General features: G+C 70.9%; 22 protein-coding genes and 1 pseudogene. 5 read left to right on the forward strand and 18 right to left on the reverse strand.

All coding sequences use genetic code 11. From position 1 onward, the window contains the following. Positions 1–19: 19 nt before the first annotated feature. The 3 genes and pseudogenes from NAG42_RS03415 to NAG42_RS03425 all read right to left on the reverse strand — a co-directional run bounded on the left by NAG42_RS03415 (position 20) and on the right by NAG42_RS03425 (position 5,596). Positions 20–425, reverse strand: a pseudogene (locus NAG42_RS03415) (roadblock/LC7 domain-containing protein). Further along, positions 422–4,075, reverse strand: coding sequence for a sensor histidine kinase (locus tag NAG42_RS03420; RefSeq protein WP_250027802.1), 3,654 nt, complete (start codon positions 4,073–4,075; stop codon positions 422–424). The pseudogene NAG42_RS03415 and the gene NAG42_RS03420 overlap by 4 nt, the downstream one beginning before the upstream one ends. Positions 4,076–4,510: 435 nt before the next feature. Next, positions 4,511–5,596, reverse strand: coding sequence for an adenosine deaminase (locus tag NAG42_RS03425; RefSeq protein ID WP_250027804.1), 1,086 nt, complete (start codon positions 5,594–5,596; stop codon positions 4,511–4,513). Between the two features lie 26 nt (positions 5,597–5,622). Here NAG42_RS03425 and NAG42_RS03430 point away from each other — a divergent pair, with 26 nt between their 5' ends. After that, on the forward strand, positions 5,623–6,423 hold the full coding sequence (locus tag NAG42_RS03430) for a putative RNA methyltransferase (RefSeq protein WP_250027806.1): 801 nt from the start codon (positions 5,623–5,625) through the stop codon (positions 6,421–6,423). A gap of 144 nt (positions 6,424–6,567) precedes the next feature. On the opposite strand, the gene NAG42_RS03435 is transcribed toward NAG42_RS03430, so the two are convergent. The 9 genes from NAG42_RS03435 to NAG42_RS03475 form a co-directional block, all read right to left on the reverse strand. After that, positions 6,568–7,248 (reverse strand): DUF4272 domain-containing protein, encoded by a 681-nt coding sequence (locus NAG42_RS03435; protein WP_250027807.1) that lies wholly within the window; start codon positions 7,246–7,248, stop codon positions 6,568–6,570. 6 nt (positions 7,249–7,254) lie between these two features. Next, positions 7,255–8,532, reverse strand: a complete 1,278-nt coding sequence (locus tag NAG42_RS03440) for a thymidine phosphorylase (RefSeq protein ID WP_250027809.1) — start codon at positions 8,530–8,532, stop codon at positions 7,255–7,257. After that, the gene (locus tag NAG42_RS03445) at positions 8,525–9,244 is read right to left on the reverse strand and encodes a cytidine deaminase (RefSeq protein WP_250027811.1); all 720 of its coding nucleotides are present in this window, start codon (positions 9,242–9,244) and stop codon (positions 8,525–8,527) included. Before NAG42_RS03445 ends, NAG42_RS03440 begins: the two co-directional genes overlap by 8 nt. A gap of 30 nt (positions 9,245–9,274) precedes the next feature. Next, positions 9,275–10,543 carry an ABC transporter permease gene (locus tag NAG42_RS03450; RefSeq protein ID WP_250027813.1) on the reverse strand — a complete coding sequence of 423 codons (1,269 nt, stop codon included), beginning with the start codon at positions 10,541–10,543 and terminating at the stop codon, positions 9,275–9,277. Positions 10,544–10,548: 5 nt separating this feature from the next. Next, entirely contained in the window at positions 10,549–11,811 is a 1,263-nt protein-coding gene (locus NAG42_RS03455) for an ABC transporter permease (protein WP_438872353.1), read from the reverse strand. After that, on the reverse strand, positions 11,808–13,322 hold the full coding sequence (locus tag NAG42_RS03460; RefSeq protein WP_284044697.1) for an ABC transporter ATP-binding protein: 1,515 nt from the start codon (positions 13,320–13,322) through the stop codon (positions 11,808–11,810). The genes NAG42_RS03455 and NAG42_RS03460 overlap by 4 nt, the downstream gene beginning before the upstream one ends. Positions 13,323–13,447: 125 nt before the next feature. Continuing rightward, entirely contained in the window at positions 13,448–14,545 is a 1,098-nt protein-coding gene (locus tag NAG42_RS03465; RefSeq protein ID WP_250027815.1) for a BMP family lipoprotein, read from the reverse strand. A gap of 212 nt (positions 14,546–14,757) precedes the next feature. Further along, positions 14,758–14,979, reverse strand: coding sequence for an SCO4848 family membrane protein (locus tag NAG42_RS03470; RefSeq protein ID WP_250027816.1), 222 nt, complete (start codon positions 14,977–14,979; stop codon positions 14,758–14,760). Positions 14,980–15,002: 23 nt separating this feature from the next. Next, complete coding sequence (locus NAG42_RS03475; RefSeq protein ID WP_250027818.1) at positions 15,003–15,986, reverse strand: hypothetical protein; 984 nt, start codon at positions 15,984–15,986, stop codon at positions 15,003–15,005. Between the two features lie 100 nt (positions 15,987–16,086). Between NAG42_RS03475 and NAG42_RS03480 the strand changes: the two genes are divergently transcribed. Continuing rightward, complete coding sequence (locus tag NAG42_RS03480; protein ID WP_250027820.1) at positions 16,087–16,677, forward strand: TetR/AcrR family transcriptional regulator; 591 nt, start codon at positions 16,087–16,089, stop codon at positions 16,675–16,677. Between the two features lie 11 nt (positions 16,678–16,688). Here NAG42_RS03480 and NAG42_RS03485 read toward each other — a convergent pair whose 3' ends face one another. Genes NAG42_RS03485 through trpS form a run of 4 tightly spaced genes read right to left on the reverse strand, consistent with a single transcriptional unit; the run spans position 16,689 to position 19,580 of the window. Beyond that, entirely contained in the window at positions 16,689–17,081 is a 393-nt protein-coding gene (locus NAG42_RS03485) for a hypothetical protein (protein WP_250027822.1), read from the reverse strand. A 7-nt stretch (positions 17,082–17,088) separates the two neighbouring features. Further along, positions 17,089–18,000, reverse strand: coding sequence for a YihY/virulence factor BrkB family protein (locus tag NAG42_RS03490; protein ID WP_250027824.1), 912 nt, complete (start codon positions 17,998–18,000; stop codon positions 17,089–17,091). A 19-nt stretch (positions 18,001–18,019) separates the two neighbouring features. Further along, complete coding sequence (locus tag NAG42_RS03495; protein ID WP_250027826.1) at positions 18,020–18,565, reverse strand: 2'-5' RNA ligase family protein; 546 nt, start codon at positions 18,563–18,565, stop codon at positions 18,020–18,022. After that, complete coding sequence (trpS, locus tag NAG42_RS03500; RefSeq protein WP_250027828.1) at positions 18,558–19,580, reverse strand: tryptophan--tRNA ligase; 1,023 nt, start codon at positions 19,578–19,580, stop codon at positions 18,558–18,560. Before trpS ends, NAG42_RS03495 begins: the two co-directional genes overlap by 8 nt. Before the next feature lie 131 nt (positions 19,581–19,711). Here trpS and galE point away from each other — a divergent pair, with 131 nt between their 5' ends. From galE to NAG42_RS03515, 3 genes are read left to right on the forward strand one after another with little or no spacing between them, the layout of a single operon-like run. Beyond that, positions 19,712–20,686 carry a UDP-glucose 4-epimerase GalE gene (galE, locus tag NAG42_RS03505; protein WP_250027830.1) on the forward strand — a complete coding sequence of 325 codons (975 nt, stop codon included), beginning with the start codon at positions 19,712–19,714 and terminating at the stop codon, positions 20,684–20,686. Then, positions 20,683–21,822 carry a galactokinase gene (galK, locus tag NAG42_RS03510; RefSeq protein ID WP_250027832.1) on the forward strand — a complete coding sequence of 380 codons (1,140 nt, stop codon included), beginning with the start codon at positions 20,683–20,685 and terminating at the stop codon, positions 21,820–21,822. Before galE ends, galK begins: the two co-directional genes overlap by 4 nt. Before the next feature lie 28 nt (positions 21,823–21,850). Then, complete coding sequence (locus tag NAG42_RS03515) at positions 21,851–22,054, forward strand: hypothetical protein (RefSeq protein ID WP_250027834.1); 204 nt, start codon at positions 21,851–21,853, stop codon at positions 22,052–22,054. Here the strand turns inward: NAG42_RS03515 and NAG42_RS03520 are convergent. Together NAG42_RS03520 and NAG42_RS03525 are read right to left on the reverse strand one after the other, a co-directional pair. Further along, entirely contained in the window at positions 22,051–22,962 is a 912-nt protein-coding gene (locus tag NAG42_RS03520) for a glycoside hydrolase family 43 protein (protein WP_250027836.1), read from the reverse strand. The two genes, NAG42_RS03515 and NAG42_RS03520, sit on opposite strands and share 4 nt — an antisense overlap. Before the next feature lie 74 nt (positions 22,963–23,036). Then, positions 23,037–24,728 carry a family 43 glycosylhydrolase gene (locus NAG42_RS03525; RefSeq protein ID WP_250027838.1) on the reverse strand — a complete coding sequence of 564 codons (1,692 nt, stop codon included), beginning with the start codon at positions 24,726–24,728 and terminating at the stop codon, positions 23,037–23,039. Positions 24,729–24,730: the final 2 nt, after the last annotated feature.

The raw sequence follows: 24,730 nt of genomic DNA on the forward strand, positions 1-24,730 counted from the left end.
TAATCGGCCGGCTGCCCGTTCAGCCGAGGACCCCGGCCGCGGAACGCGGCGCGGGGGGTGAGGGCCTCGCCGACACGGTCGACCAGGAGGGCCATCTCGTAGCCCACCTGACCGACGTCGCAGCTGCGCGCCGCGAGCACCGCGAAGGACGACCCGTCCGAGATGGACATCAGGAAGAGGAACCCGTTGTCCATCTCGACCACCGTCTGCAGCACGGCGCCACCCTCGAAGCACCGAGCGGCGCCCTGAGTGAGGCTGACCAGGCCGGAGGCGATGGCTGCCAGCTGATCGGCGCGGTCCCGGGGAAGGTCCCGTGAGGCCGCCAGGAGCAGGCCGTCAGCGGAGACCGCGATCGCATGTGCGACGCCGGGAACGCGGTCGGCGAAGTTGGCCAGCAGCCAACCGAGATCCTGCGTAGATGTCATGCCTCATGCTCCTTGCCAGCCTGCGAGGACTGCTGCCCTCCCGGAGTCTCCTCCGGGTTGGTCGATTCTTTGGTGCGACCGCGCTGCACACCCCGGTGGTAGGCGGACAACAGCCCGCGGACACCTTCGGGGGTACGGCGCTGAACGGAGGTGTCGTTCCGATCGACACCACCGGGGACGAGCTGCGCCATCGGTGTGCGCTTGGGCAGACCCGCCGTGGTCGTGGAGTCGACCGCCACCTCAGCCGCCGCCTGAGCGGCCTGCCAGCCCGTGTCGGCCGCGGTCTGCCACGGGTTCGTGGCCATGCTGCCGTTCGCACTGGCGCCGTTCGACGCGGCGCCGTTGATGGCACCGGCGCCAACAGTAGCCGGATCGCGGTCGCGCGACTCGGGCGAGACGGCCTGCTGTGGCACGCCGATTGATCGCGACGGCTCCCCGGTGGGGATCCGTTGCGAGCTGACCGGCTCGTCGAGCCCGTTGGTCGACGGCTTGGCATCGGCCGGACGGGCAGTGGTGAACCAGGCCGACTCGAGCTCCCGGAAGATCGGCAGCTCCATCGTCTCGTCGGCGAACTGGCCCTGGCTGTTGTCCCGCTGGCGGGCAGCGGCCTGCGCCGCGGCGATCTGGGCGGCGGCTGTGGCCTGAGCCTCGGCCGCCTGCGCCGCGGCGACCTCGTGAGCCGCCCGGGCTGCCGCGGACGCCCGCTGAGCCTCGGCGCGCTCCGCCTCGGTCTGCGGACCACCCGAGGTGGGCACCGCGGACACCGGCGAGGCCGGCGGGGCGGAGGCCGGGATCGGCGCGGTCTGCGGATTCGTCGGGCGCTCGACCTGCGGACGCTGGTCGCCCCGCTGCTCGGGCCGGTAACGCGGGAGCTCGGCGGTCATGTCGAGCGCCGCGGCAAGGCTCTCGGGCACGTGCGGGGCCGGGTTGTCACGCTCCGGGGCGACCGGCGGCCAGGCCGGGGGCGCCACCGAGGCGGCCGGCTGAGCACTGGTCGGCGGGGCCGAGACCGGCGGTTCCGATCCGGGCGGCGACGACATCGGACGGCCACCATAGGGCGGGCCGGACGGCACCGGCGGAGCGGAGACCGGCGGCACCGGCGGGGCCGACACCGGCGGGACGAACGGACTGCGTCCCTGGGTCTCGGGGTTGGCCGGGAGCTGGCGCGGGATGGTCGCGCCGAAGCCGTTGGTCTCGCCGTCGGTGCGGAACTGGTCGCCGTTGCGGCGCTGCGGGAGCCCGTCGGGACTGCCGAAGCCCTGCGGCGACGACGGCGGACCGCCGGGGCCGGAGGGCAGCGGCGGGATGACCTCGTTGCTGCGCGGGCCGTAGAAGCCGTTGCTGCCGTTCCCGTTGCCGCCGTTGCCGCCGTTGCCGTTCCCGTTGCCGCCGTTGAGCGAGCCGTTGGAGCCGAAGCCGTTGGACGGCGCGCCGGTGAGGTCGGACCACGCCGGCACCGAGCGTCCATTGGTGCCCAGCATGCCGCCCGAGTTCATCGGCGGGTTGGGGTCGAAGGGGCGACCGGTCGGGTAGCTGCCACTCGGGAAGCCGCCGCGACCGCTCTCGAGCGCGAGCGGCTCGGGCATGCCCGGCCGGCCCTGCTCGTCGTAGCCGGCGCCGACCTGCGCGCGGCCACCGGTGGCCAGCGCGTTCTGGCCCTGGCTCGGGGTCAGCACCGACAGCGGCAGGCCGACCTCCGCCACCGTGCCGCGCTCGGTGTCGGCCGGGCGGAGCTCGACCCGGACACCGTGCCGGTTGGCCAGCCGGGCGACCACGACCAGGCCCATCATGCGGGAGACGGCCACGTCCACCATCGGCGGGTTGGCGAGCCGCTCGTTCAGCTCGCGCAGCTGCTCGCGGCTGATGCCGATGCCGCGGTCCTCCACCGAGAGGAGAGCGTCGTCGCCCAGCCGCCGGGCCTCGACGATGACCGTCGAGTTGGGCGGCGAGAAGGCGGTCGCGTTGTCGAAGAGCTCGGCGACCAGGTGGACCATGTCGTTGACGGCGTGCGCCGCTACCTCGATGTCCCGGTCGATCATGCCGAACTCGATGCGGGTGTAGTGCTCGACCTCGGACTGGGCGGCGCGGAGCACGTCGATCAGGGCGGCCGGCTCCCGCTGCACACGGGTCGAGTCGGCGCCCGCGAGAACCAGGAGGTTCTCGTCGTTACGGCGCATCCGGGTGGCCAGGTGGTCGAGCTGGAAGAGCTCGGCCAGACGGTCCGGGTCCTCCTCGCCGCGCTCCAGCCGGTCGAGGTGACCGATGAGCCGGTCGACCAGGATCTGGGAACGGCGGGCGAGGTTGACGAACATCGTCGCGACGGAGGCCCGCAGGGCGGCCTGCTCGGCCGCGGTGCGCACGGCCTCGAGGTGAACCGCGTTGAACGCCTCGGTCACCTGACCGAATTCGTCGCGGCTGCGTACCGGTAGCGGCTCGGCGATCTGGTCGGCCAGCTGGGCCGGGGTGAGCGAGGTGGACAGCTGCGGATCACGCAGCCGGCTGACCGCGTGCGGCAGGCCGAACTGGGCGACCGAGAGGGCACCCTGCCGCAGCTCCCGCAGCGAGCGGGCCATCGACCGGGCGACCAGCCAGGCGAACAGGATGGCGAGCAGCAGCATGCCGAGCAGCACGCTGGTCTCGATGAAGACCCGCCGGTTCACGTCGTTGCGCAGGTCGGTGGCCTCGACGACGATGTCGCCGTCCATCTTGGACTCGATCGTGCGGTATTCCTTGCTGTACCCGATCATCGCCCGCTCCCAGTTGGCGGTGTTGAACGGGATGTTGCGCACGTTGGCGCCCTGCAGGTTCTGCAGCGGGCGGCTGTAGTTGGTGGCGAACGTGCCGGCCGGCGAGTTCTCGACCCGGTCGAAGGCGGCGACGTCGGCGTCCGAGCCGACCGAGTGCAGCGTCGTGCCGGCGAGCGTGTAACCGGTGTCGGCGAGCAGGAAGTCGCGGCGCAGGTCGGAGGTCAGCTGACCCTCACCGAGGGCCTCGTGGCCGAGGTCGCGCTGCTGGGCGATGTATTCCTTGGCCCGGGCCACGGCGGCGACCGCCCGCAGGTGGTCGCTCAGCTCGGTGTCACTGGCCAGCTGGGCGGCGGCGTCACGCACACCGAGCAGGTCCTCGATCAGCTTGGTGTAGTTCTCGACGTCGGTGTCGGCGCCGGGCCGGTCGTTGGCGATCTGGCTGCGCTGGGCGGGCAGGTCCTCGAGGTTGCGATCGAGGCGGAGGAGCAGCGTGCTGACGTTGTCGGGGACGTCGTCGAGAGCCGCTTTCTGCTGCGCGTAGGGGACCTTGGCCGCGTCGACCTGGGCGTGCTCGGCACTGTACGACTCTTTGGCCTTGACGTAGTCAGGACTCTTCTTGTCCTTGATCGTCTTGATCATCATGCCGTAGGCGCGTTCGTTCTGCAGGTGGTCGACGAGACCACCGGCCGCCTCCGACAGCACCGAAAGGGTGCGGGCGCGCTCCGCGTTGTTGGCTTCCTCGATGTGGTCGACCAGGCCGCTGACGCCGACGATGATCGTCGCCAGGGTGGGCACCAACATGATCAAGCCAAGCTTCGACCAGATCGGCAGGTCTCGCAGCCGATCGGCCGGGCGACGGAGACGCGACATGACGCCGGTCGCCGTCTTGGGGCGCTTGCTCACGTCACCGTCCTCCTGTTTCGGGCCCCGGCACTCGGCTCGCCGGGCGCCGCACACGGCCGACTGCCGCGTTGGGCCCCCGAGATTCCATCACGACGAGTGTCAAAGAGAAAGAGCCGCCGGACACGGACCGGTTGTGTGACGCGATGTTGCTCCGCCGAAGCGGGGACGTCGCCGGTCAATATCACGGTATGTAGATGTGCGCTTGTCTCTGTGTCACCCAGGTCAACCGAGCCGGCGCGGGGGTTACGCCGAACGATCGCGCCCGATCGTAAAGGATCGCGGCAGGAGGAACGATGGCGCGGTCGCGAACGATCGGCAAGGTGAGATGCCCGATTTCGCAATGTTTGTAGGCACCATTGTGGCCGAACGGATGATCAGTGCCGCCGAACCGGCAATCCCGGTTGCCGCCGGGCGAATATCTACAAGTCGGTCCGGTCAGCCGAGAAGCTTGGCGTAACCAGGCTTGATGACGTCATTGATGATCGCCAGCCGCTCGTCGTACGGGATGAACGCCGACTTCATCGCGTTGATCGTCAGCCACTGGAGGTCCGCCCAGCCCCACCCGAAGGCCTCGGAGAGCAGCGCCATCTCCTGAGACATGGAAGTACCGCTCATCAGCCGGTTGTCCGTATTCACGGTCACCCGGAAACGCAGGTCGTGCAGCAACCCGATCGGGTGCTCGGCGATCGACGGGGCCGCGCCGGTCTGCACATTGGACGACGGGCACAGCTCGAGCGGGATGCGCTTGTCGCGCACATACGCCGCCAGCCGGCCGAGGATGGCGTCGCCCGCCGCCGGCGTACCGGTGATGTCGTCGACCAGTCGCACACCGTGACCGAGCCGGTCGGCGCCGCACCACTGGATGGCCTGCCAGATCGACGGCAGGCCGAAGGCCTCGCCGGCGTGGATGGTGAAGTGGAAATTCTCACGCTGGAGGTATTCGAAGGCGTCCAGGTGACGGGTGGGCGGGAAACCGGCCTCGGCGCCGGCGATGTCGAAGCCGACGACACCCGCGTCCCGGTAGCGCACGGACAGCTCGGCGATCTCCTGCGAGCGGGCGGCGTGCCGCATCGCGGTCAGCAGCACGCCGACGCGGATCGGGGTGCCCTGCGCGGCCGCCTCGGCGGCCCCCTCGGCGAGGCCGGCGTTGACCGTGTCGACCACCTCGTCGAGGGTCAGGCCCCGCTCCAGGTGCTGCTCGGGCGCGTAGCGCACCTCGGCGTAGACCACGCCGTCGGCGGCCAGGTCGAGGGCGCACTCCTTGGCCACCCGGTGCAGCCCCTCGACCGTCTGCATCACGGCGACGGTGTGGGCGAACGTCTCCAGGTAGCGTTCCAGCGAGCCGGAGTCGGCGGCCGCGACGAACCACTCGCCCAGCGCGACCGGGTCGGTCGTGGGCAGCTCGTGGCCCACACGCTCGGCCAGCTCGACGATGGTGGCGGGGCGCAGACCCCCGTCGAGGTGGTCGTGCAGCAGCGCCTTGGGCGCCGGGACGATGTCGGAGAATGAGATGGCGGCCATCAGACGAGCCTAGAGGCAGGGGACCAATGATCGACGGAGCATTGCCGTACCTGCGATGCCCGGTCTGCCGGCAGCCGCTCGAGCGCGCGGAGCGAACGCTGCGCTGTCCCTCCCGGCACAGCTTCGACATGGCCAAGCAGGGCTACGCCGATCTGACCGCGGGCCGCATGCCGCACGTCGGCGACACCGCGGACATGGTCGCCGCCCGGGCCGCCTTCCTGGCCGCCGGCCACTACGACTTCATCGCCGGCGCCCTGGCCGGCTCGGCCGAGCCGGGCCTGATCGTCGACGCGGGCACCGGCACCGGTCACTACCTTTCCCGGGTGCTCGACGCGGCGGACGAGGCGACCGGGCTCGGCCTCGACGTCTCCAAGCCCGCGCTGCGCCGGGCCGCCCGGGCCCACCCGCGGGCAGCGGCGGTGCTGACCGACCTGTGGCGTCCGCTGCCGATCGCGGACGCCGTGGCCACCGTCGTCCTCAACGTCTTCGCCCCGCGCAACGGCCCCGAGTTCCACCGCATCCTGCGCCCCGACGGCCTCCTGCTCGTCGTGACCCCGGAGCCGGACCACCTGCAAGAGCTGATCTCCGCCCACGACCTGATCCACGTCGACCCCGACAAGGCCGCCCGCACCCAGGAGTCCCTGGGCGAGCACTTCAAGCCCGTCGCAACGCTGCCCCTGCGCCGCGAGCTGAACCTGACCGCCGCCGAGGCCCGCACCCTGATCGGCATGACCCCGAGCGCCCACCACGCCGCAGCCGCGTCGCTCGAACTCGAATCAACCCGGGTGACCGCTTCTGTACTGGTGACGACCTACCGCCCGGTTTGAGCGCGACCACTCACGCACGTCGCCGTGACGGGGCGAGCGCTCTGGACGCGCCAGCGGCCAGCTCGCCACGTCGCGGCCCTCGGCGGGAGCAGCGATTCGCACCCCCCACCCCGCTACGACATGGATCTTGATCTGCGGCCCTCGTCAGACAGAAAGATCCACTTCTTCCCATTCGGCGGGTTTGTCGTGGTACGGCCCGTGGAACATGACCGCCCACTCCAGCGCCCACCTCCGCTGCCCGATGGCGTTGCCGTCGATCTCCCCCGGCAACTCCACGCCCGCCTGCTCGGCCTCCTGGAAAGCCCAGTCCAGGCAGTAGTAGAGATCCAGCAGGACGGCCGCCTCGACCGGATCGCGCGGCGACATCAGCGACCGCGACCGCCACTGCCCGAACGTCTCCCCCGCCGGCAGGTCGGGCATCTGCGCCATCATCCGCGCCTCGGGCGGGGCGGTCGGGTCGAGATGCGCGCTCAGCCCGAGCAGCCAGGCCAGCGCGAACACGGCGTCGTGATGCAGCACGAACGACCGGTGGTCCCCTTTCGCACCGATCACGAACTGCCACTCGGGGGGTGTGACCAGATCGACCAGCCGCGATCCGAGCAGCCAGCTCATCGCGGCCTCGGTGGGCATGCCGAAGCAGCGCGCCACAACCACGTGCAGCACCGCGGCCCGCGCCTCGAGCTCGGGCGTGGGACGCAGCTCGACCGTGTCACCGGGCTCCCAGACCAGGGGGAACCCGGGTGGCGGCAGCGGCAGCCCGAGCCGGGCCACCTCGTCGAGGCTGGCCTCCCGGACGGCGCGCGGGTCGGGGACACCCTTCTGCATGGTGCGTCAGGCTATGCGGTCGAGCACCAGATTGGTAAGAGTCGGCTGTTCGGCACCGATGACAACCGCTTCGGCGGCCTCGTCGCGGGCGACCGGGATGCGGGCCGGGTCGTCGGTCCGCAGCTCGAGCAGCACGTCGCCGGCCCGCACCTGGTCGCCCGGCTTCACCTTGAGCAGCACGCCGGCGCCGAAGCTGACCGGGTCCTCCTTGCGGGCCCGGCCGGCCCCCAGGCGCCAGGCGGCGATGCCGATCCCGTACGCGTCGACGCTGCTCACCACCCCGTCGGCGGTCGCCCGCAGCACCTCGGTCTCGCGCGCGACCGGCAACGGCGCCTCGGGGTCACCGCCCTGGGCGCGGATCATCGCGCGCCACGTGTCCATCGCGGCGCCCGACTCGAGGGCCTTGGCCGGGTCGGTGCTGATCCCGGCGGCGGTGAGCATCTCGCGGGCGAGGGCCAGGGTCAGCTCGACCACGTCGGCCGGGCCGCCACCGGCCAGCACCTCGACCGACTCGGTGACCTCGATCGCGTTCCCCACGGCCAGGCCGAGCGGGGTGTTCATGTCGGTCAGCAGCGCGACCGTGGTGACGCCGCTGTCGCGGCCCAGCCGCACCATCGTGGTGGCCAGCTCACGGGCCGACTCCAGGTCCTTCATGAAGGCGCCGGTGCCGACCTTGACGTCGAGCACGAGTGCGCCGGTGCCCTCGGCGATCTTCTTGCTCATGATCGAGCTGGCGATCAGCGGGATGGCCTCGACCGTGCCCGTCACGTCGCGCAGCGCGTAGAGCTTGCGGTCGGCCGGGGCCAGGCCCTCACCGGCCGCGCAGATCACCGCGCCGACGTCCTGCAGTTGCCGCTTGAACGCGTCGTTGCTGATCGAGGCCCGCCAGCCCGGGATCGACTCGAGCTTGTCGAGCGTGCCGCCGGTGTGCCCGAGACCGCGCCCGGAGAGCTGCGGCACGGCGGCCCCGCAGGCGGCGACCAGCGGGGTCAGCGGCAGCGTGATCTTGTCGCCGACGCCGCCGGTGGAGTGCTTGTCGGCGGTCGGGCGGGTGATCGCGGAGAGGTCCAGCCGCTCGCCACTGGCGATCATCGCGGCCGTCCAGCGCGCGATCTCGGCCGGCGTCATGCCGCGCAGCAGGATCGCCATGGCCAGGGCCGACATCTGCTCGTCGGCCACCGCACCCCGGGTGTACGCGTCGACCACCCAGTCGATCTGGGCGTCGCTCAGCACGTGCCCGTCCCGCTTGGCCCGGATGACGTCCACCGCGGCGAACTCAGTCATTGCTGTCCTCCCACAGAACCGGGATGCCCTCGGGCGGCGCACCCTCGCCGGCCCAGGCCAGTGCCCCCTCGGCGTCCACGACCACGACGCGCGGGGTGCGCACCCGGCCCCAGGCCACGGCCTCGGCCGCGACGGGGAAGTTGGGCCCCTCCTCGAGGACGCCTTTCTCGGCGTCGCTCTCGGCCGGGCTGCCGCCGGACCGCTCCCAGTACCCCGTCCAGACAGTCTCGCCGCCGGACAGGTCGGGGTGCACGAAAACGGTGCCCCGGCCGCGCCATTTCGCGAGCTCGGGCGGCACCTCGGGGCCCTGGGCGACGCCGTTGACCCGTTCCAGGTCCTCGAAACCGAACGCGTGCGGCAGCAACTCGGCCAGCCGCAGCGGCCCGGTGTGCCACTCGACCAGCATCTCGGGGCCACCGTTCTCCCACAGCAGCTGGCGGCAGCGGCCGCACGGCATCAGCGGGCCGCCGGTGGCGTCGACGCACGAGAACGCCACCAGACGCCCGCCGCCGGTCATGTGCAGCTGGCTGACCAGCCCGCACTCCGCGCACAGCCCCACGCCGTAGGACGCGTTCTCCACGTTGCACCCGACGACCACCCGGCCGTCGTCCACCAGTGCGGCCGCACCGACCGGGAAGTCGGAATAAGGCGCGTACGCGTGCCGCATGGCATCGGTCGCGGCAGCCCGCAACCCAGCCCAGTCGATCTCCATGCTGCAAATTGTGCCTGACGTGCCCGGACGTCAGCTCTTGACGTAGGGCACACCGTCGGCCGCGGGCGCGCGCACCCGGCCGACCAGACCGGCCACCGCGATGATCGTCGCCAGATACGGCAGCATGTTGAGGAACTGGTTGGGCACCGGGCTGCCGACCGCACTCAGGTAGTTGGCCAGCTTCTGCGCGAAGCCGAAGAACAGCGCCGCCCCCAGCGCCCCGAACGGCGTCCAGCGCCCGAAGATCAGGGCGGCCAGCGCGATGAAGCCGGCCCCGGCCGTCATGTTCTTGTTGAACGCCCCGGTCGACACCAGCGTGAAGTACGCGCCACCGGCCCCGGCCACGACCCCGCCGAGCAGCACGTTCGTGTAGCGCAGGCCGCGCACCCGGATGCCCACGGTGTCGGCCGCGGTGGGGTGCTCGCCGACCGCCCGGGTGCGCAGACCCCAGCGGGTGCGGGTGAGGCCGAAGTGGATGACGAGGACCAGCGCCAGCGCCAGCCAGACCAGCAGGTTGGTCTCGAACAGCACCGGCCCGACGACCGGGATGTCGGCCAGACCGGGGATGCGCCACTCGGGCAGCCGCGGCGGCGAGTTGTATTTCAGGGCGTCGGGCTGCATCAGCCGCTCGTAGAGGAAGCCGGTGATGCCCAGCGCGAGCAGGTTGAGCACGATGCCGACGACGACCTGGTCGACCAGGAAGCGGATGGCCAGCACGGCCAGCAGCGAGGCGATGATGACGCCGCCGACGACCGCGCTGATCAGACCGGCCCAGACGCTGGTGGCCAGCGTGCCGACCAGGGCCGCGCCGAACGCGCCCATCAGGAACTGGCCCTCGATGGCCACGTTGACCACGCCCGAGCGCTCGCAGAGCACACCGGCCAGGGCCCCGAGGATCAGTGGCAGGGCGAGTTCCAGTGAGCCGCTGGCCGTGTCGACCAGCGGGAGGAACTTGCCGGCCACCTGCCAGCACAGGAACGAGAAGACGAAGGTCACGATGCCCAGGCTGAGCAGCACGGTCTGCCAGCGCTTGGCCACGCCGGCCAGCAGCGCGCCGCCGGCCGCGATCGTCACGACGCCGAACAGGATGGCGCCGAGCTGGCCGTTGATCGAGAGCGCGGCACCCTCGGCGTCCTCGCTGATCGTGAAGCGGGCCGTCGCCGACTCGGCCAGCGCACCGAAGATCACCGCCGCGATCAGGCCGATGATGACCAGGGCGGCGCCGAGGCGGCGCTGCCGATTCCAGAACCTGTCCGGGGCGGTCGCCTCGGCCAGTTCCTCCGCGGTAGCGGTCGACACGCCGCTCACCACCCCTTCGCCATGGACGTGCCGAGCCGCGCGGTGCGCGCATCGCGGAGCTGGAAGATCGCCTTCACCAGGGCCGGAGCGGCGATGAAGATCACGATGAGGGCCTGCAGGACGGTGACGAGCTCGAGCGAGACACCCACGTCGACCTGCATCAGGTTGCCGCCCGCGCGCAGACCGCCGTAGAGGATCGCGGCGAACAGCGTGCCCCACGGCTTGTTGCGGCCGAGCAGGGCCACCAGCAGTCCGTCGAAGCCGATGTTGCCGGCCACCTGACCGGTCAGCCGGTCGGCGGTGCCGAGCACCTGCACCGCGCCGCCGAGCCCGGCCAGCGCCCCGGCCACGACCATCAATTTGATGTAGGTGCGGCCCACGCTCATCCCGGCCGTGCGGGCGGCCGGCGGATTGACGCCCACGGCGCGCAGCTCGAAGCCGAACGAGGACCGGTTGACCAGCCAGGCCACCCCGGCGGTGACCAGGACGGCGAGCACGATGCCCAGGTGCACCCGCAGCGGCTGGGGCAGGGCCGGCAACCCGGCGGTGGACTCGATGGTCTTGCTGACCGCGTCGGTGCGATCCGGGTCCTGCACGCCGTTCTGCAGGATCAGCCAGCCCAGGAAGAGCGTGGCCGTGTAGTTGAGCATGATCGTGGTGATCACCTCGTGGGCGCCGGTGCGGGCCTTGAGCAGGCCGGGCAGGAAGCCCCAGAGGGCGCCGCCGATCAGACCGGCGGCCAGCGCGACGACCAGGTGCAGACCGGCCGGCAGCCCGATGGCGAAGCCGGCCACGCCCGCGGTGACACAGCCGATGACCGCCTGGCCCTGGCCGCCGATGTTGAACAGGCCGCCGCGGAACGCGATGGCCACCGACAGACCCGTGAAGACCAGCGGAGCCGCGTAGGTCAGCGTCTCGGAGAGCGGGTTGAGCGCGGTCTTCCAGTCACCGGAGCCGTCGAACCAGGCCTGGACCGCGGCCGGGTCGAAGATCGCGCCCTTGAACAGGTCGGCGTAGGCCTGGCTGATCAGATCCCAGCTGGCGGTGAGCGCGTCGCTGGGCCGGGAGGTGAAGTACGAGAACGTGGCGAGCACTTCGGAGTCGGAAATGACGATCAGCACCGCGCCGATGAGCAGCGCCAGGAAGATCGACAGGATCGTCACCACGACGGTGTTGGCCGACCACAGGTTGTGCAGGAAAAGCTTGACGAACGACTCCTCCTGCTCCTCCTTCTTGGCCGGCTGCTTTTCCGGGGCTTCGGTGGTCACTCCGTGTCCTCTGCTTCTTGCGTGACGACGCCGGCCATGAGCAGACCGATCTCCTCGCGCGGCATGTCCGGGGAGACGACGGCCAGGATCCGGCCGCGGTACATCACCGCGATGCGGTCGGCCAGGCCGACCACCTCGTCCAGCTCGCTCGACACCACGAGCACGGCGGTGCCGACGTCCCGCTCGTGGATGATCTGGTTGTGGATGAACTCGATCGAGCCGACGTCCACCCCGCGGGTCGGCTGCGAGGCGATCAGCAGCTTGAGCGGGCGCGACATCTCGCGGGCCACGACGACCTTCTGCTGGTTGCCGCCCGAGAGCGTGCCGACCGTCGAGTGCGGTGACGAGGTGCGGATGTCGAACTGGTCCACCCGCTCGCGGGCGGACTCGTCGATCGCCTTGGGATTGAGCGAGAAACGGTTGCCGAACGGCGCCCGGTCGTAGAGGTCGAGCACCAGATTCTCGGCGACCGTGAAGTCCTTGACCACGCCGTCGAGGCTGCGGTCCTCCGGCACGTAGCCGACGCCCGCACGCAGCACCTGCTTGGTGGTGCGGCCGGCCAGGTTCTGCCCCTCGAGCACGACCGAGCCGGCCCGGGACTCGCGCAGGCCCATGATGGCCTCGACCAGCTCGGTCTGCCCGTTGCCCTGCACGCCCGCGATGCCCAGCACCTCGCCCGAGCGGACGGCCAGGTCGACGCCGTCGACGACGCGGACCCCGCGGTCGTCCTCGACGATCAGCCCGGAGACCTCGAGCACCTCGCGGCCGGGGTCGGCCGGGGTCTTGGTCACCTCGAGGCTGACGTCGCGGCCGACCATCAGGGCGGCCAGCTCGTCGGTCGAGGTGTCGGGGCTCGTGGTGCCGACCGTGCGCCCGCGGCGGATCACCGTGATCCGGTCGGCGATGGCCTTGACCTCGCGCAGCTTGTGGGTGATGAAGACGATCGACTTGCCGGTCTCGGCCAGCGAGCGCATGACCGCGAGCAGCTCGTCGGTCTCCTGCGGGGTGAGCACGGCGGTCGGCTCGTCGAGGATCAGCAGGTCGACGTCGCGGGTCAGGGCCTTGACGATCTCGACCCGCTGCTGCGCGCCGACCGGCAGGTTTTCCACCAGGGCGTCCGGGTCGACCGGCAGGCCGTAACGCTTTGACGTCTCGAGCACGTCGCGGCGGCTGCGGCGGCGGTCGAGCCAGCCGAGCGGGCCGCCGCGCACCTCCTCGGCGCCGAGCGCGATGTTCTCGGCCACGGTGAAGACCGGGACCAGCATGAAGTGCTGGTGGACCATGCCGATGCCGGCCGCGATGGCGTCGCGGGGACTGCGGAAGACCTTCTTCTCCCCGTCCACCAGGATCTCGCCCTCGTCCGGCTGCAACAGGCCGTAGAGCTGGTTCATCAACGTCGACTTGCCGGCGCCGTTCTCGCCCAGCAGGGCGTGCACCTCACCGGGCTCGACGGTGATGTCGATGTGATCGTTGGCCACCAGGTCGCCGAAGCGCTTGGTGATGCCGCGCAACTCGAGTCTCAGCGGAATCTCCTGACTTCGACTTCTTTGGGTGGTTGCCGAACAAGTGGAACCGCCGCACGACCACGAGAAACTCTCGCGGTCGAGCGGCGGCCGAATGCTACCTAACTGTTTGCTCAGGCCGGGGCGCTGGCCGACTCGACCTTGATGGTTCCGGCGATGATGTCCTTCTTGAGCTTCTCGACCTCGTCCTTCAGACCCTGGTCGATCTTGCTGTCGAACTGGTTGTACGGCGCCAGCGAGACACCGTTGTTCTCCAGCGTGCCCTTGTAACCCGGCGAGGCGGCCAGCGGCTGACCGGTGGCGCCGGAGACGACGGCCTTCTCGACCGCGTCGGTGATGTTCTTGACCACGGTGGTCAGGAAGACGTCACAGTCCTGAGCCGCGCTCTTGCAGCCGTCCTGGTCGACCCAGACGATCGACACCTTGCCGCTGGAGCCCTTGGCGACCTCGGCCGCACCCAGACCGGTACCGCCGGCGACCGGCATGATCACGTCGGCCCCCTGGGCGACGAACGTGCTGGCCAGCGCCTTGCCCTTGGCCGGGCTGGCGAAGTCCTCGGCGAAGCTGCCGTTCTGCTTGGCCTTGTCCCAGCCGAGCACCTGGACGTTCTTGCCCTTGGCCTTGTTGTACTGCGCGACGCCGTCGGCGAAACCATCCATGAAGATGGTCACCGGCGGGATCTTGAGGCCGCCGAAGGTGGCCACCTTCTGCGACTTCGAGAAGCCCGCGGCCAGGTAACCGGCCAGGAACGCGGCCTCCTGGGTGGCGAACTGCATCGGGTAGACGTTCGTGGCGCCCTGGATCGAGCTGTCCACGATGCCGAACTGCTGGCTCGTGTTCTGCGCGGCGACCGCCTTGGTGGCGTCGCCCATGAGGCCGCCGACCGAGAGGATGAAGTTGCACTTCTGGGTCACGAAGCCGCGCAGGTTGGGCTCGTAGTCGGCCTCGGCGGTCGACGCGACGTACTTCGGGTCGACCCCGGGCGCCTGGGCCTTGGCGGCCTGGAGTCCGGCCCACGCGGATGCGTTGAAGGACTTGTCGTCGATGCCGCCGGTGTCAGTCACCATGCAGGCCTTGTATGCAGCAGCGGCGGCACTGGAGCTGCCGCCGGCAGGGGTCTCGTCAGGCGCGTCGCTGCAGGCCGCGGCGGCGAGCGTCAGCCCACCTGCCGCGAGCAGCGCAACGAGCCGGTTCCCACGTACTGGGCGCAAGACGCCCTCCTTCCAACGCGCACCGACACTCGCCGGTGAGTCTTCACCGCGAGAGCGTAGCCGCAGGCCAGAACGGCGTCGGTAGTTTGGTCCGGACTGTTGGCGCACCGTTATCCGCCCGCAACCGCGGAGCACACGAGGCGTCGCTTCTATCCGTTAGTGCGGCAAATCATCGGCCCGCGCGGTAACCGGCCAGAAACCTTGCGGCCGGATCAGGACTTCCGCCAGGCTTTTACGCCGAGAACGCCCACCGTGGTGCCGATCGCCAGCGAGGCGCCGATCAGCACGGCGTGGATCAGCAGGAAGGCGGTCGGCCGCCCGCCGGTGAACGAGCGGTCGTCCTGCCAGATGGCCAGGCCGAACCGGGGCCAGATGACCCACGTCCAGACCCCGACCGCCGCCAGGAAGACCGCCCATCGTTTGGTGATGACCATTGCCTCATGGTCGCAGCGGCCGATCAGGCCGCCGGGACCAGGTCGGGCCGGTCGTCGCTGTGCTGCGGGGCGGCGGTCGCGTCGGCCGGCGCGAGCCCGCGACGGCCGATCAGGGTCAACAGCAGACCCCCGATCGCGTACGCCGAGAGCACCGCGACTGCGAAGGCGGCACCCCCGCCGTCGAAGTAGGCGACCGACCGCAGCAGCGAGGCGCCCGCCCCGATCGGCAGCCACTGGCCGAGCTCGCCCCACGGCTGCGGCAGCAGTTCCGGGGCCGCCGCGATGCCGGCCAGCGCGTTGCCGACCAGGAAGATGACCAGCGCCCCGAGCCCGAGCCCGCCCCGGTCGAGCACGGCGGCGAGACCGGTCATCGCGGCCGACACGGCCAGCGCGAACAGGCCGACCGCGGCCGCGACCGCGAAGTATCCGCCCGGCAGGATGTCGAGCCAGCCCTGCTGCACCGCGGCGACCGAGAAGCCGGCCAGGACGGCGTAGCTGAGCAGCGCCAGCAGCCGGGCGGCGCGCCGGCGGACGAGCAGGAAGACCAGCACACCGGCCAGCAGGCTGGTGATGGCCAGCGGCAGGAAGCCGCCGGCGAACCCGGCGCCCCGCGCGTCGTCGGCGTCGAAGGGCACGACGTCGCGCACCGGGACCTGCGGACCGAGCCCGGCGGCGGCCTGGGTGAGCAGGGCGGCCACGGTGGGCGAGGCGGCCGAGGCGATGTGCACCTCGGGGCCGGCCGGGGTCACCAGAATGGCCCCGTACACGTCCCGGTCCTTGATGGCGGCGTCGGCGGCGGTCGCGTCGGCGACCGGGTGCACGGCGAACGCGCCGGGGTGCGCGGCCTCGAGCTGGACGGTGAGCGCGGGTGGGCCGGCGACCGCGACCGGCAGGTCATGGGGCGCGAGGTTGGCCGCCGGAGCGGCGAAGAGCGGGACGAGAAGGGCCTGGACGGCCACCACGATGATCGCGATGAGCACGCCGGCGGCGAGGGGCTTGCGGTGCATGACGGCCTCCTAAAACGAATGCTCGTTCTTTTATGTCCCTCAGCGTGCCCCTCACCACGAAGGCGTGTCAAGAACGAGCGTTCGTTTTAAGATGTGGGGCGTGCCACGTGTCTCGGAAGACCACCTCACCGCCCGCCGCGAGCAGATCCTCGCCGCGGCCCGCGCCTGCTTCCTGCGCAAAGGGCTGCACACCACGTCCATGCAGGACCTGATCAAGGAGGCGGGCCTCTCGGTCGGTGCCGTCTACCGCTACTTCAAGTCCAAGGACGAGATCATCGCGGCCATCGCCGAGGGAGTGGTGGGCGGCATCAGCGCGCAGATCGACGAGGTGGCGAGCCGGCGACTGCCGCTGTTCGAGTCGATGGCGCTGCTCCTGGAGGTCATCGACCAGCAGACCGGGCCGGACGGCGCCCTGCCGATCGCGCTGCAGGTGTGGGCCGAGGCGACGATCGATCCGGCGATCGGCGCGATCGTGCACGAGCGATACACCGGGTTGCGGGCACGGCTGCGGGTGCTGGTGGAGCACGCCGCGGAGGCCGGGGAGCTGCCCGCGGGGGCCGACCTGGACGAGGTGACGAGCGCCGTCTACTCGATGCTGCCGGGCTATGGCCTGCAGCGGCTGCTCATCGGCAATCCCAGCCGGGAGGGTTACCTGCGCGGCATGCAGGCGCTCTACAACCGCCCGGCCTGAAGAACGACGCTTCAGACGGCGGTGAGGCGGGCGGCTATCCGGGACCAGCCCTCGCGGACCTCGGCCTCGCTGGGTGGGCGGCCCGGGCGTACTCGTCGGGTCTCGTATTCGTCGTCGACGTCGGCGTCGCCGTCGCCGGGGGTCTCGACGGCGGCCCGGGCCAGGTCGATCTCGTCGCGGATGGCGTCGGCGTCCGCGCGCGGCAGCAGCGGCTCGACCACCGCCATCAGTTGCTCGTCGGCCACCACGGCCTGGGCCAGCGCGAGGGCGTGGGCGCGCTCGTAGGGCCCGCAGACCACCGGCTCCCAGTCCTCTTCGTCGCCGAGCGATCCGATCGTGATGACCCAGGGAAGGTCGGCCACCGGCGAGCCGGCCGGCAGGTCCAATGTCACGAGTGTGCCCACGGGCTCATCATTCCGGGCCGGTGTGCCGAATCCAGGTATTTTGCCCCACGGGGGCAGTTTTATCGTCAGCTGACAGGTCCACCACCCGGCCGTGCGGGCTGGTGGCGGCCCAGGCCGCTCCGAAGAGCAGCAGCTGGTTGAAGACGTACAGGTAGACCAGCACGCCGACGGCCGAGCCGACCAGGCCGTAGGCGGGATTGCGTTGCACCAGGCCCACGAAGGATCGGCCCACGGTGTTGAGCAGCGTGATGCCGATGCCGACCTGGAGCACCGGCGGGGCGATCCGCCGCACGGTCATGCGCAGCCGGGGCACCGCGGCCAGCAGCGCCGCCGCCAGCAACATGTTGACCGCCACGGTCAGCAGCAGCCCGGCCGTCGAGCGGACCATGCCGTGGGCCATCCAGTCGAGCAGCAGGTTGAGGCCGTAGACGGCGAGCTGGGACATCGCCAGCAGCACCAGGATGCCGAGCAGCACGAGCAGATCGAGGGCCTGCCGGACGCCGATGTAGCCGGGCTGTTCGTTGAGCCGCCAGATCAGCCGCTGGGACGAGCGGATGGCCTCGACCCAGGCGATGCCGGTGAAGGTCAGGCCGACGATGCCGACGATGCCGACCGTGCGGCCGCTCTCCAGGATCGCCGTGATGTCGAGGAACGGCAGGTTGACCCGCAGGAAGTCGCGGACGATGTCGAACAGGTCCTGGTTGTTGTCGAGCAGGATGCCGAAGATCGAGTAGCCGATCAGCAGCAGCGCGAACACCGCGAAGAAGCCGTAGTAGGCGATCGCCGCGGCCAGCCGCCCGCCCTGCACGTCGATGTACCGCACGACGGCCCGGCTGAGGTGGTCGAAATACCGGGACCGGTGGCGCAGCCACATGATGCGAGACTCGGCGGCCTCGTACGCCCGATCGACCGGATTCACGCGCCGACCGTAACCGACGTCACGCCTCCGCGAGCGGCTGGCCGAGCGGATAGTCCCGGCGGCGGCGCCAGGGACCCTCGCCACCGTGGGAGAACAGCGTGAACGCGGGCACGGGAAACTTCGCCGAGAAGCCGGCCAGGTCGTCGAACGCGGCGTCGAGCGCGGCGGCCGGCACGTCCTGGGCGATGGTCACGTGCGGGTGGTAGGGGAAGCGCGAGCCGCGGTGGATGTCGCCGGTGCTGACGATCGCCTCGGCCAGCAGCTCGCACTCGCTGATGCCGACCGCGAGCGTCACGAAGACGACCTCGGTGATCGGCCGGAACGTCCCGGTGCCGCGCAGGTGGATCGTGAAGGGCTCCTGCGCCGCGGCGACGGCGGCGAGGTGCTTCTCGATGCGGGGCAGCGCCTCGGTCTGCACCTCGGTCGGGCCGAGCAGCGTCACGTGGGCCGGGGTGTAGGCCGCCTGCGGGTCACCGGCGTCGGCCCGGCGCCGGGTGAGCTGCTCGCCCCACGGCTCGGGGATGTCGATCGCGACGCCGATCCGCGTCGTGAGGAGGTCAGGCACCGCGGGTCGGGCTGAGGAAGCCGATGTGCTGGTAGGCCTCGGCCAGCGTCACCGAGGCCACCGCGCGGGCCTTGTCGGCGCCGATCGCGAGCACCTTGTCGAGGTAGCCCGGGTCCTCCAGGTAGGCCCGGGTGCGCTCCTGCACCGGCTTGACGAAGTCGACCACGATCTCGGCCAGGTCCTTCTTCAGGTCGCCGTAGCCGCGGCCGTCGTACTGCTCGAGCAGTTCGTCTATGGTCCGCATGGTCAGCGCGGCGTAGATGGTGAGCAGGTTGCTCACGCCGGGCTTGTTCTCCTCGTCGAAGAGGATCTCGCGGCCGGTGTCGGTGACCGCCGACTTGATCTTCTTGGCCGAGCGGGCTGGCTCCTCGAGCAGCTCGATGATGCCGTTGGGCGAGGAGGCCGACTTCGACATCTTGGCCGTCGGGTCCTGCAGATCGGTGATCTTGGCTGTGTCCTTGAGGATGTAGGCCGAGGGGACCGTGAACGTGCGCCCGAAGCGGGTGTTGTAGCGCTGGGCCAGGTCACGGGTCAGCTCGAGGTGCTGCCGCTGGTCCTCGCCGACGGGCACCTGGTCGGCCTGGTAGAGCAGGATGTCGGCCGCCTGCAGGATCGGGTAGGTGAACAGGCCGACCGTCGTGCTGTCGGCCGCCTTGGCCGACTTGTCCTTGAACTGCACCATGCGGCCGGCCTCGCCGAACCCGGTGATGCAGCTGAGCACCCAGCCGAGCTGCGCGTGCTCGGGCACGTGGGACTGGACGAACAGCGTGCACCGCTCGGGGTCGAGCCCGAGCGCCAGCAGCTGGGCGGCCGAGATGCGGGTGCGGTTGCGCAGCGCCACGGGGTCGTGCCCCATGGTGATCGCGTGCAGGTCGACGACGCAGTAGAAGGCGTCGTGCGTCTCCTGCATCGCCACCCAGTTGCGCACGGCGCCGAGATAGTTGCCGAGGTGGAACGAGTCGGCGGTCGGCTGAATGCCGGAAAGCACGCGTGGGCGGCGGGCGACATCGGACATGCCGACCATTGTGTCAGCCGCCCGGTGGTCTTCGCGAACCGCCCGTACCCGGGCCGCTGATGTTTGAAGATGTTGACTTTTGAGCGAAGTTGGTGGAACTATGGGAAGCAACTCAGCAAAGGGGTAACGCCGTGAAACTGCTCGTCACCGGGGGTGCCGGCTACATCGGCAGCGTCACCAGCCGGCTGCTTCTGGACGCCGGCCATGAGGTCACCGTCCTCGACAACCTTGTCACCGGCTTCCGCGAGGCCGTCGCGCCCGAGGCCACCTTCGTCGAGGCCGACATCCGCGACGCCGCCCAGGTGCTGACGCCCGACGCCGGTTTCGACGCCGTGCTGCACTTCGCGGGTCTGATCGCGGCCGGCGAGTCGATGAGCAAGCCCGAGCTGTATTGGCATGACAACGTGGTGAAGTCGCTGGCCCTGCTCGACGCGGTTCGCGCCGCGCGGGTCCCGCGCTTCATCTTCTCCTCCACGGCGGCCGTCTACGGCAACCCGGTCGAGCTGCCGATCACCGAGTCCGCGGTCAAGGCCCCGACCAACACGTACGGAGCCACCAAGCTCACCTTCGACCACGCGCTCACCTCCGAGGCGTTCGCGCACCGGCTGGCCGCGGTCTCGCTGCGCTACTTCAACGTCGCGGGAGCCTACATCCGCGAGAGCCAGGAGATCGGTGAGCGGCACGACCCCGAGACGCACCTCATCCCGATCGCCCTGCAGGTGGCCGCGGGCAAGCGCGAGAAACTGCAGCTCTTCGGCGACGACTACCCCACGATCGACGGCACCTGTGTGCGCGACTACATCCACGTCGAGGACCTGGCCCGGGCCCACCTGCTCGCGCTCGACGCCGCCACCCCGGGCGAGCACCGCATCTACAACCTGGGCAACGGCAACGGCTTCTCCAACAAGCAGGTGGCCGAGGTGGCCCGCGAGGTCACCGGGACCGAGCTGCCGGTCGAGATCGCCCCGCGCCGCGAGGGTGACCCGGCCACGCTGGTCGCCTCGTCGGCCCGGGCCCGCGAGGAGCTCGGCTGGGTGCCGGAGAAGAACACGCTCCAGGCCATGATCGGCGACGCCTGGGCGTTCTACCGCAAGCACGTCGCATGATCACCGACGACGCCGCCGGAGCCTTCTTCAAGGCGTACGGCGTCGAGCCCGCGGGTCTGTGGGCGGCCCCCGGCCGGGTCAACCTGATCGGCGAGCACACCGACTACAACGAGGGCTTCGTCCTGCCGTTCGCCCTGCCGCAGCGCACGATCGCGGCGGTCGGCCCGGCCCCGGCCGGCGAGTGGACGGTGTGCTCGACCTTCGAGGACGAGCCAGTCAGCTTCGGGCTCACCGAGCCCGGCGAGGTGACCGGCTGGGCGGCGTATGTGGCCGGCGTCGTCTGGTCGCTGGCCGACGCGGGCCACCAGGTGCCTGGCGCGCGCATCGCCATCGCCTCCGAGGTGCCGCTCGGCTCGGGCCTGTCGTCGTCGGCCGCGCTCGAGTCGTCGGTGCTGACCGCCCTGATCGATCTCGGTGGCCTCGACGTGCCGCTCGAGAAGCGCCCGGCTCTGGCCCAGCGGGCCGAGAACGTCTACGTCGGCGCCCCCACCGGCATCCTCGACCAGTCCGCGTCCATCCGCTGCCAGGAGGGCAGGGCGCTGTTCCTGGACTGCCGGTCGTACGAGGTCGAGCAGATCCCGTTCGACCTGGCCGCCCAGGGCCTGGCCATCCTGGTGATCAACAGCAACGCCCCGCACCAGCACGTCGACGGGGAGTACGGTGCCCGCCGCAAGTCGTGCGAGGACGCGGCCCGCCTGCTGGGGGTGCGCGCCCTGCGCGACATCACCGGCGACCAGCTCGACGACGCCCTGGCCCGCCTGGACGACGAGGTGATGCGCCGCCGGGTGCGGCACATCGTCACCGAGGACGACCGTGTGCTGGCGACGGTGAAGCTGCTGCACGCCGGCCGGGTGCGCGAGATCGGCCCGCTGCTGACCGCGTCACACGTCTCGATGCGCGACGACTTCGAGATCACCGTGCGCCAGGTCGACCTCGCGGTCGAGACCGCTCTGCAGGTCGGTGCGTACGGCGCCCGGATGACCGGCGGCGGTTTCGGCGGCTGCGTGCTGGCCCTGATCGACTCGGACAAGGCGGCCGAGGTCACCGCGGCGGTCGAGGAGGCGTACGCCGGCGAGGGCTTCACACCCCCGACGGCCTGGACCGTCACCGCGGGACCGGGCGCCACCCGGCTTTAACGTCATGCCCACCGGGTAACCGGTGGGCATGACGACTTCACAGAACGAAGGCCGCGAGCAGGAGCACGACGAGCCGAACGACTTCGGCTTCGCCGGCGGAGCGACCGCACCCGAGCCCGAGCGCGGCACCGGGGAGGGCCTCGGCGAGAGCATCGCCGTGCCCGCCGGTGACCTCACCGAAGCCATCAGCGAGGCGATCGACGAGGCCACCACCCGCGACGACAAGTCCTAGCGCGGCGCCGGTTGTGGGTCGGCGGTCGGTCCTTTCACCACGGGGCGGCCGTCCACCCAGTCGACCCGGTCGAGCCAGAGCTGCCGGCCGGGTGCGACGCTGCCGACCGCGCTGGGTGGCCAGGCGTGGTAGAGCAACCACGACTCGCCGGCCGGGGTGGTGACCAGGAAGCCGTGCCCGGGGCCGGCCGCGGCCGGTGACGTGTGCAGGATCGGGTTCTCCGCCGCCTTGACGCACGGGCCGAGCGGGCCCTCGCAGGTCGCGTAGCCCAGCGCGTACTCCTCCTTGTCGAAGGCGTTGGCCGAGTAGAACAGGTACAGCTTGCCGTCGTGGCGCACCATCTGCGGCGCCTCGATGACGTGGGCCTCCCAGCCGGCGTCGTTGACCAGCAGCTGTTTCGGCTCGCCGGTCAGCGAGCGGCCGTCCTCGCTGAGGCGGGCGCCGTAGAGGTACGTCGGCTGCCCGATCGCGTTGCCGTCGTTCTTCCAGTAGAGCCAGCGTTCACCCGACTCGTCGGTGAACGGGCTGGCGTCGATCGACCCGCCCTCGTCAGCCTGGCAGATCAGCGGCTTGCCGGCGTCGTCGGTGAACGGGCCCTCCGGCTTGTCGGCGACGGCCACCCCGATGCACTGGCGGTTGGTCGCGGTCGAGCGAGCCGTGTAGTAGAGCAGATATTTACCGCCCGGACCGGTGCTGACCTCGGGGGCCCACGTGTTGCCCCGCTCGGCCCACTTGCCCACCTCGGGCAGCACGTCCCCGGCCGGCGTCCAGGTGACCAGGTCGGGCGAGGTCAGGAGCGGCACGTTCTCGGTCGGGCCGTTCGTTCCGTACGCGTACCAGGTGTCCCCCACGAGCAGCGCCCCCGGATCGGGGAAGTTGTCCGTGTGGACCGGGTTGATGAAAGTCACCGGTGTCTCCTCCTGAGGCTCGGCCGCTGCTGTGCAGCCCCCGACGAGCAGGGCCGCGGCCAGCAGCGCCCGCCTCACCACTGGTAGAACCGCAGATAGTCGAAGGTGGCCGTGACCGCCGGCTCGGCGCCGCCGTGGGCGACCAGACCGATCCGCGGGTTGCTGTCGGCGGGCAGGGTCCACACCCCGCCCCACGTCCAGTGCCGGCCGTCGCGGCTGACCCCGGCGCGATACTCGTGCTCGCCGTTGACCGGGTCGACCCGGTGGGCGAGCCGCAGCCACGTCGTGGTGAGGCCCGGCGTGCCGGCGATCGTCCCGCCGTACGAGAGGGCGTCCGCGAACGGCATCTCCTTGCCGAACTCGACCTGCCGGGTGTTCCAGATCGCGACCGCGCTGAGGCGTGCGAACAGGTCGTCGCCGGCGTAGGCGATAAGCCCGGCCTGCTGATAGTTGCGCACGACGTCCTCGCCGAGCGGCAGCGTCAGCTTCGTCTCGGCGACCCACTTGCCCTTGGGAGCCGTCCGCAGGAGAACGCCCGCGTCGTTGCCGGTGCCGGTGAGGTCGGCTCCCTGGACGGGCCAGCGCAGCGCTCCCCCGCTGACGGTCGCCGCCGGGTCCTGGCGAACCCAGCTCCAGCCCGGCTGGGCACCGCTGAACTCGTCGGAGAAGGCGGACAGCAACCGCCCCGGTTTCGGGGTCGGGGCCGGGCGGGCGTCGCGCGGGTCGGAGGCCCAGGCACCGCCGTTGACCGTCGGCCAGCCGCCGGCCCAGTCGAGGCGGTCGATCAGCATCGGGCGCTCGTTGATGCCGTACGGCTCGTCGAGGTACGGGTCGTTGCGGTCGATCGCGTGATAGACGAACCAGTCCTGCCCACGCTGGTCGGTGATCAGTCCGTTGTGGCCGGTGCCGACCCAGCGGTTGCCGTTGGGCGCGATCACCGGGGTGCCGCCGGCCCGGGAGGCGTCCAGCCGGAGCCCGTCGCGGTCGGTGAACGGGCCGAGCGGGCTGCGCGACCGCCCCACCGACACCGAGTATCCGGTGGTCGGGCCGGCACAGCAGTTGGCCGACGAGGCGAACAGGTAGTAGTAGCCGTTGCGCCGCACCACGTACGCGCCTTCGAACTTGTTGTCGACGGCGACCCGGGCCGGCGTACCGGTGATCCGCAGGCCGTCGGCGGTGAGCTCGCTGACCCAGATGCCGCCGAAGTAGCTGCCGTAGTACAGGTACTTCTTACCGTCCGGAGTGGTCAGCTGGGACGGGTCGAAGGTCCACCACCAGCCGCCGCCGGGAGCCGCGCGCGGTGGCACCGCCGGTTGCGGCGCCCAGGTCCACGGGCCGGTCGGCTTCGGTGCGGTGGCCACCCCGATCGCCGAGGCGCCGGGGGCGGTGGTCGTCTCGGTCACGGTCGCGTAGAGCACCCACCGGTTGCCGATCTTGCGTACGTCGGGCGCCCACAGCGAGGCGTTCGACGCGGCGTAGGGCGGCAGGTCGCCGAACGCGTCACCGACGTACTTCCAGTTCTTCAGGTCGGTCGAGCGCGCCATCGGGATCCGGTGCGCGACCTTCTCGCCCTCCCGCAGCGGGTCGGACGTGCCGTAGCCGTAGTAGTACCCGTCGTCGCCCCGGACGATCACCGGGTCGGCGAAGGTGTCGGCGAAGCTCGCGGAGATCGGGTTGCGCGGGCCGCCCGGTGCGGCCTGCGCGGCCGACGCGGTCAGGCCGACGAGAGTGATCGCCGCGGCGAGCGCGGCCGTCAGACGTCGCATGA

This window comes from Paractinoplanes maris, from assembly GCF_023544465.1.
Lineage (GTDB): Bacteria > Actinomycetota > Actinomycetes > Mycobacteriales > Micromonosporaceae > Actinoplanes > Actinoplanes maris.

Coding starts and splice junctions, on each gene's coding strand:
- NAG42_RS03425 (WP_250027804.1), bottom strand. CDS start 5,596: ATGGCCGCCATCTCATTCTCCGACATCGTCCCGGCGCCCAAGGCGCTG.
- NAG42_RS03430 (WP_250027806.1), top strand. CDS start 5,623: ATGATCGACGGAGCATTGCCGTACCTGCGATGCCCGGTCTGCCGGCAG.
- NAG42_RS03435 (WP_250027807.1), bottom strand. CDS start 7,248: ATGCAGAAGGGTGTCCCCGACCCGCGCGCCGTCCGGGAGGCCAGCCTC.
- NAG42_RS03440 (WP_250027809.1), bottom strand. CDS start 8,532: ATGACTGAGTTCGCCGCGGTGGACGTCATCCGGGCCAAGCGGGACGGG.
- NAG42_RS03445 (WP_250027811.1), bottom strand. CDS start 9,244: ATGGAGATCGACTGGGCTGGGTTGCGGGCTGCCGCGACCGATGCCATG.
- NAG42_RS03470 (WP_250027816.1), bottom strand. CDS start 14,979: ATGGTCATCACCAAACGATGGGCGGTCTTCCTGGCGGCGGTCGGGGTC.
- NAG42_RS03475 (WP_250027818.1), bottom strand. CDS start 15,986: ATGCACCGCAAGCCCCTCGCCGCCGGCGTGCTCATCGCGATCATCGTG.
- trpS (WP_250027828.1), bottom strand. CDS start 19,580: ATGTCCGATGTCGCCCGCCGCCCACGCGTGCTTTCCGGCATTCAGCCG.
- galK (WP_250027832.1), top strand. CDS start 20,683: ATGATCACCGACGACGCCGCCGGAGCCTTCTTCAAGGCGTACGGCGTC.
- NAG42_RS03515 (WP_250027834.1), top strand. CDS start 21,851: ATGACGACTTCACAGAACGAAGGCCGCGAGCAGGAGCACGACGAGCCG.
- NAG42_RS03525 (WP_250027838.1), bottom strand. CDS start 24,728: ATGCGACGTCTGACGGCCGCGCTCGCCGCGGCGATCACTCTCGTCGGC.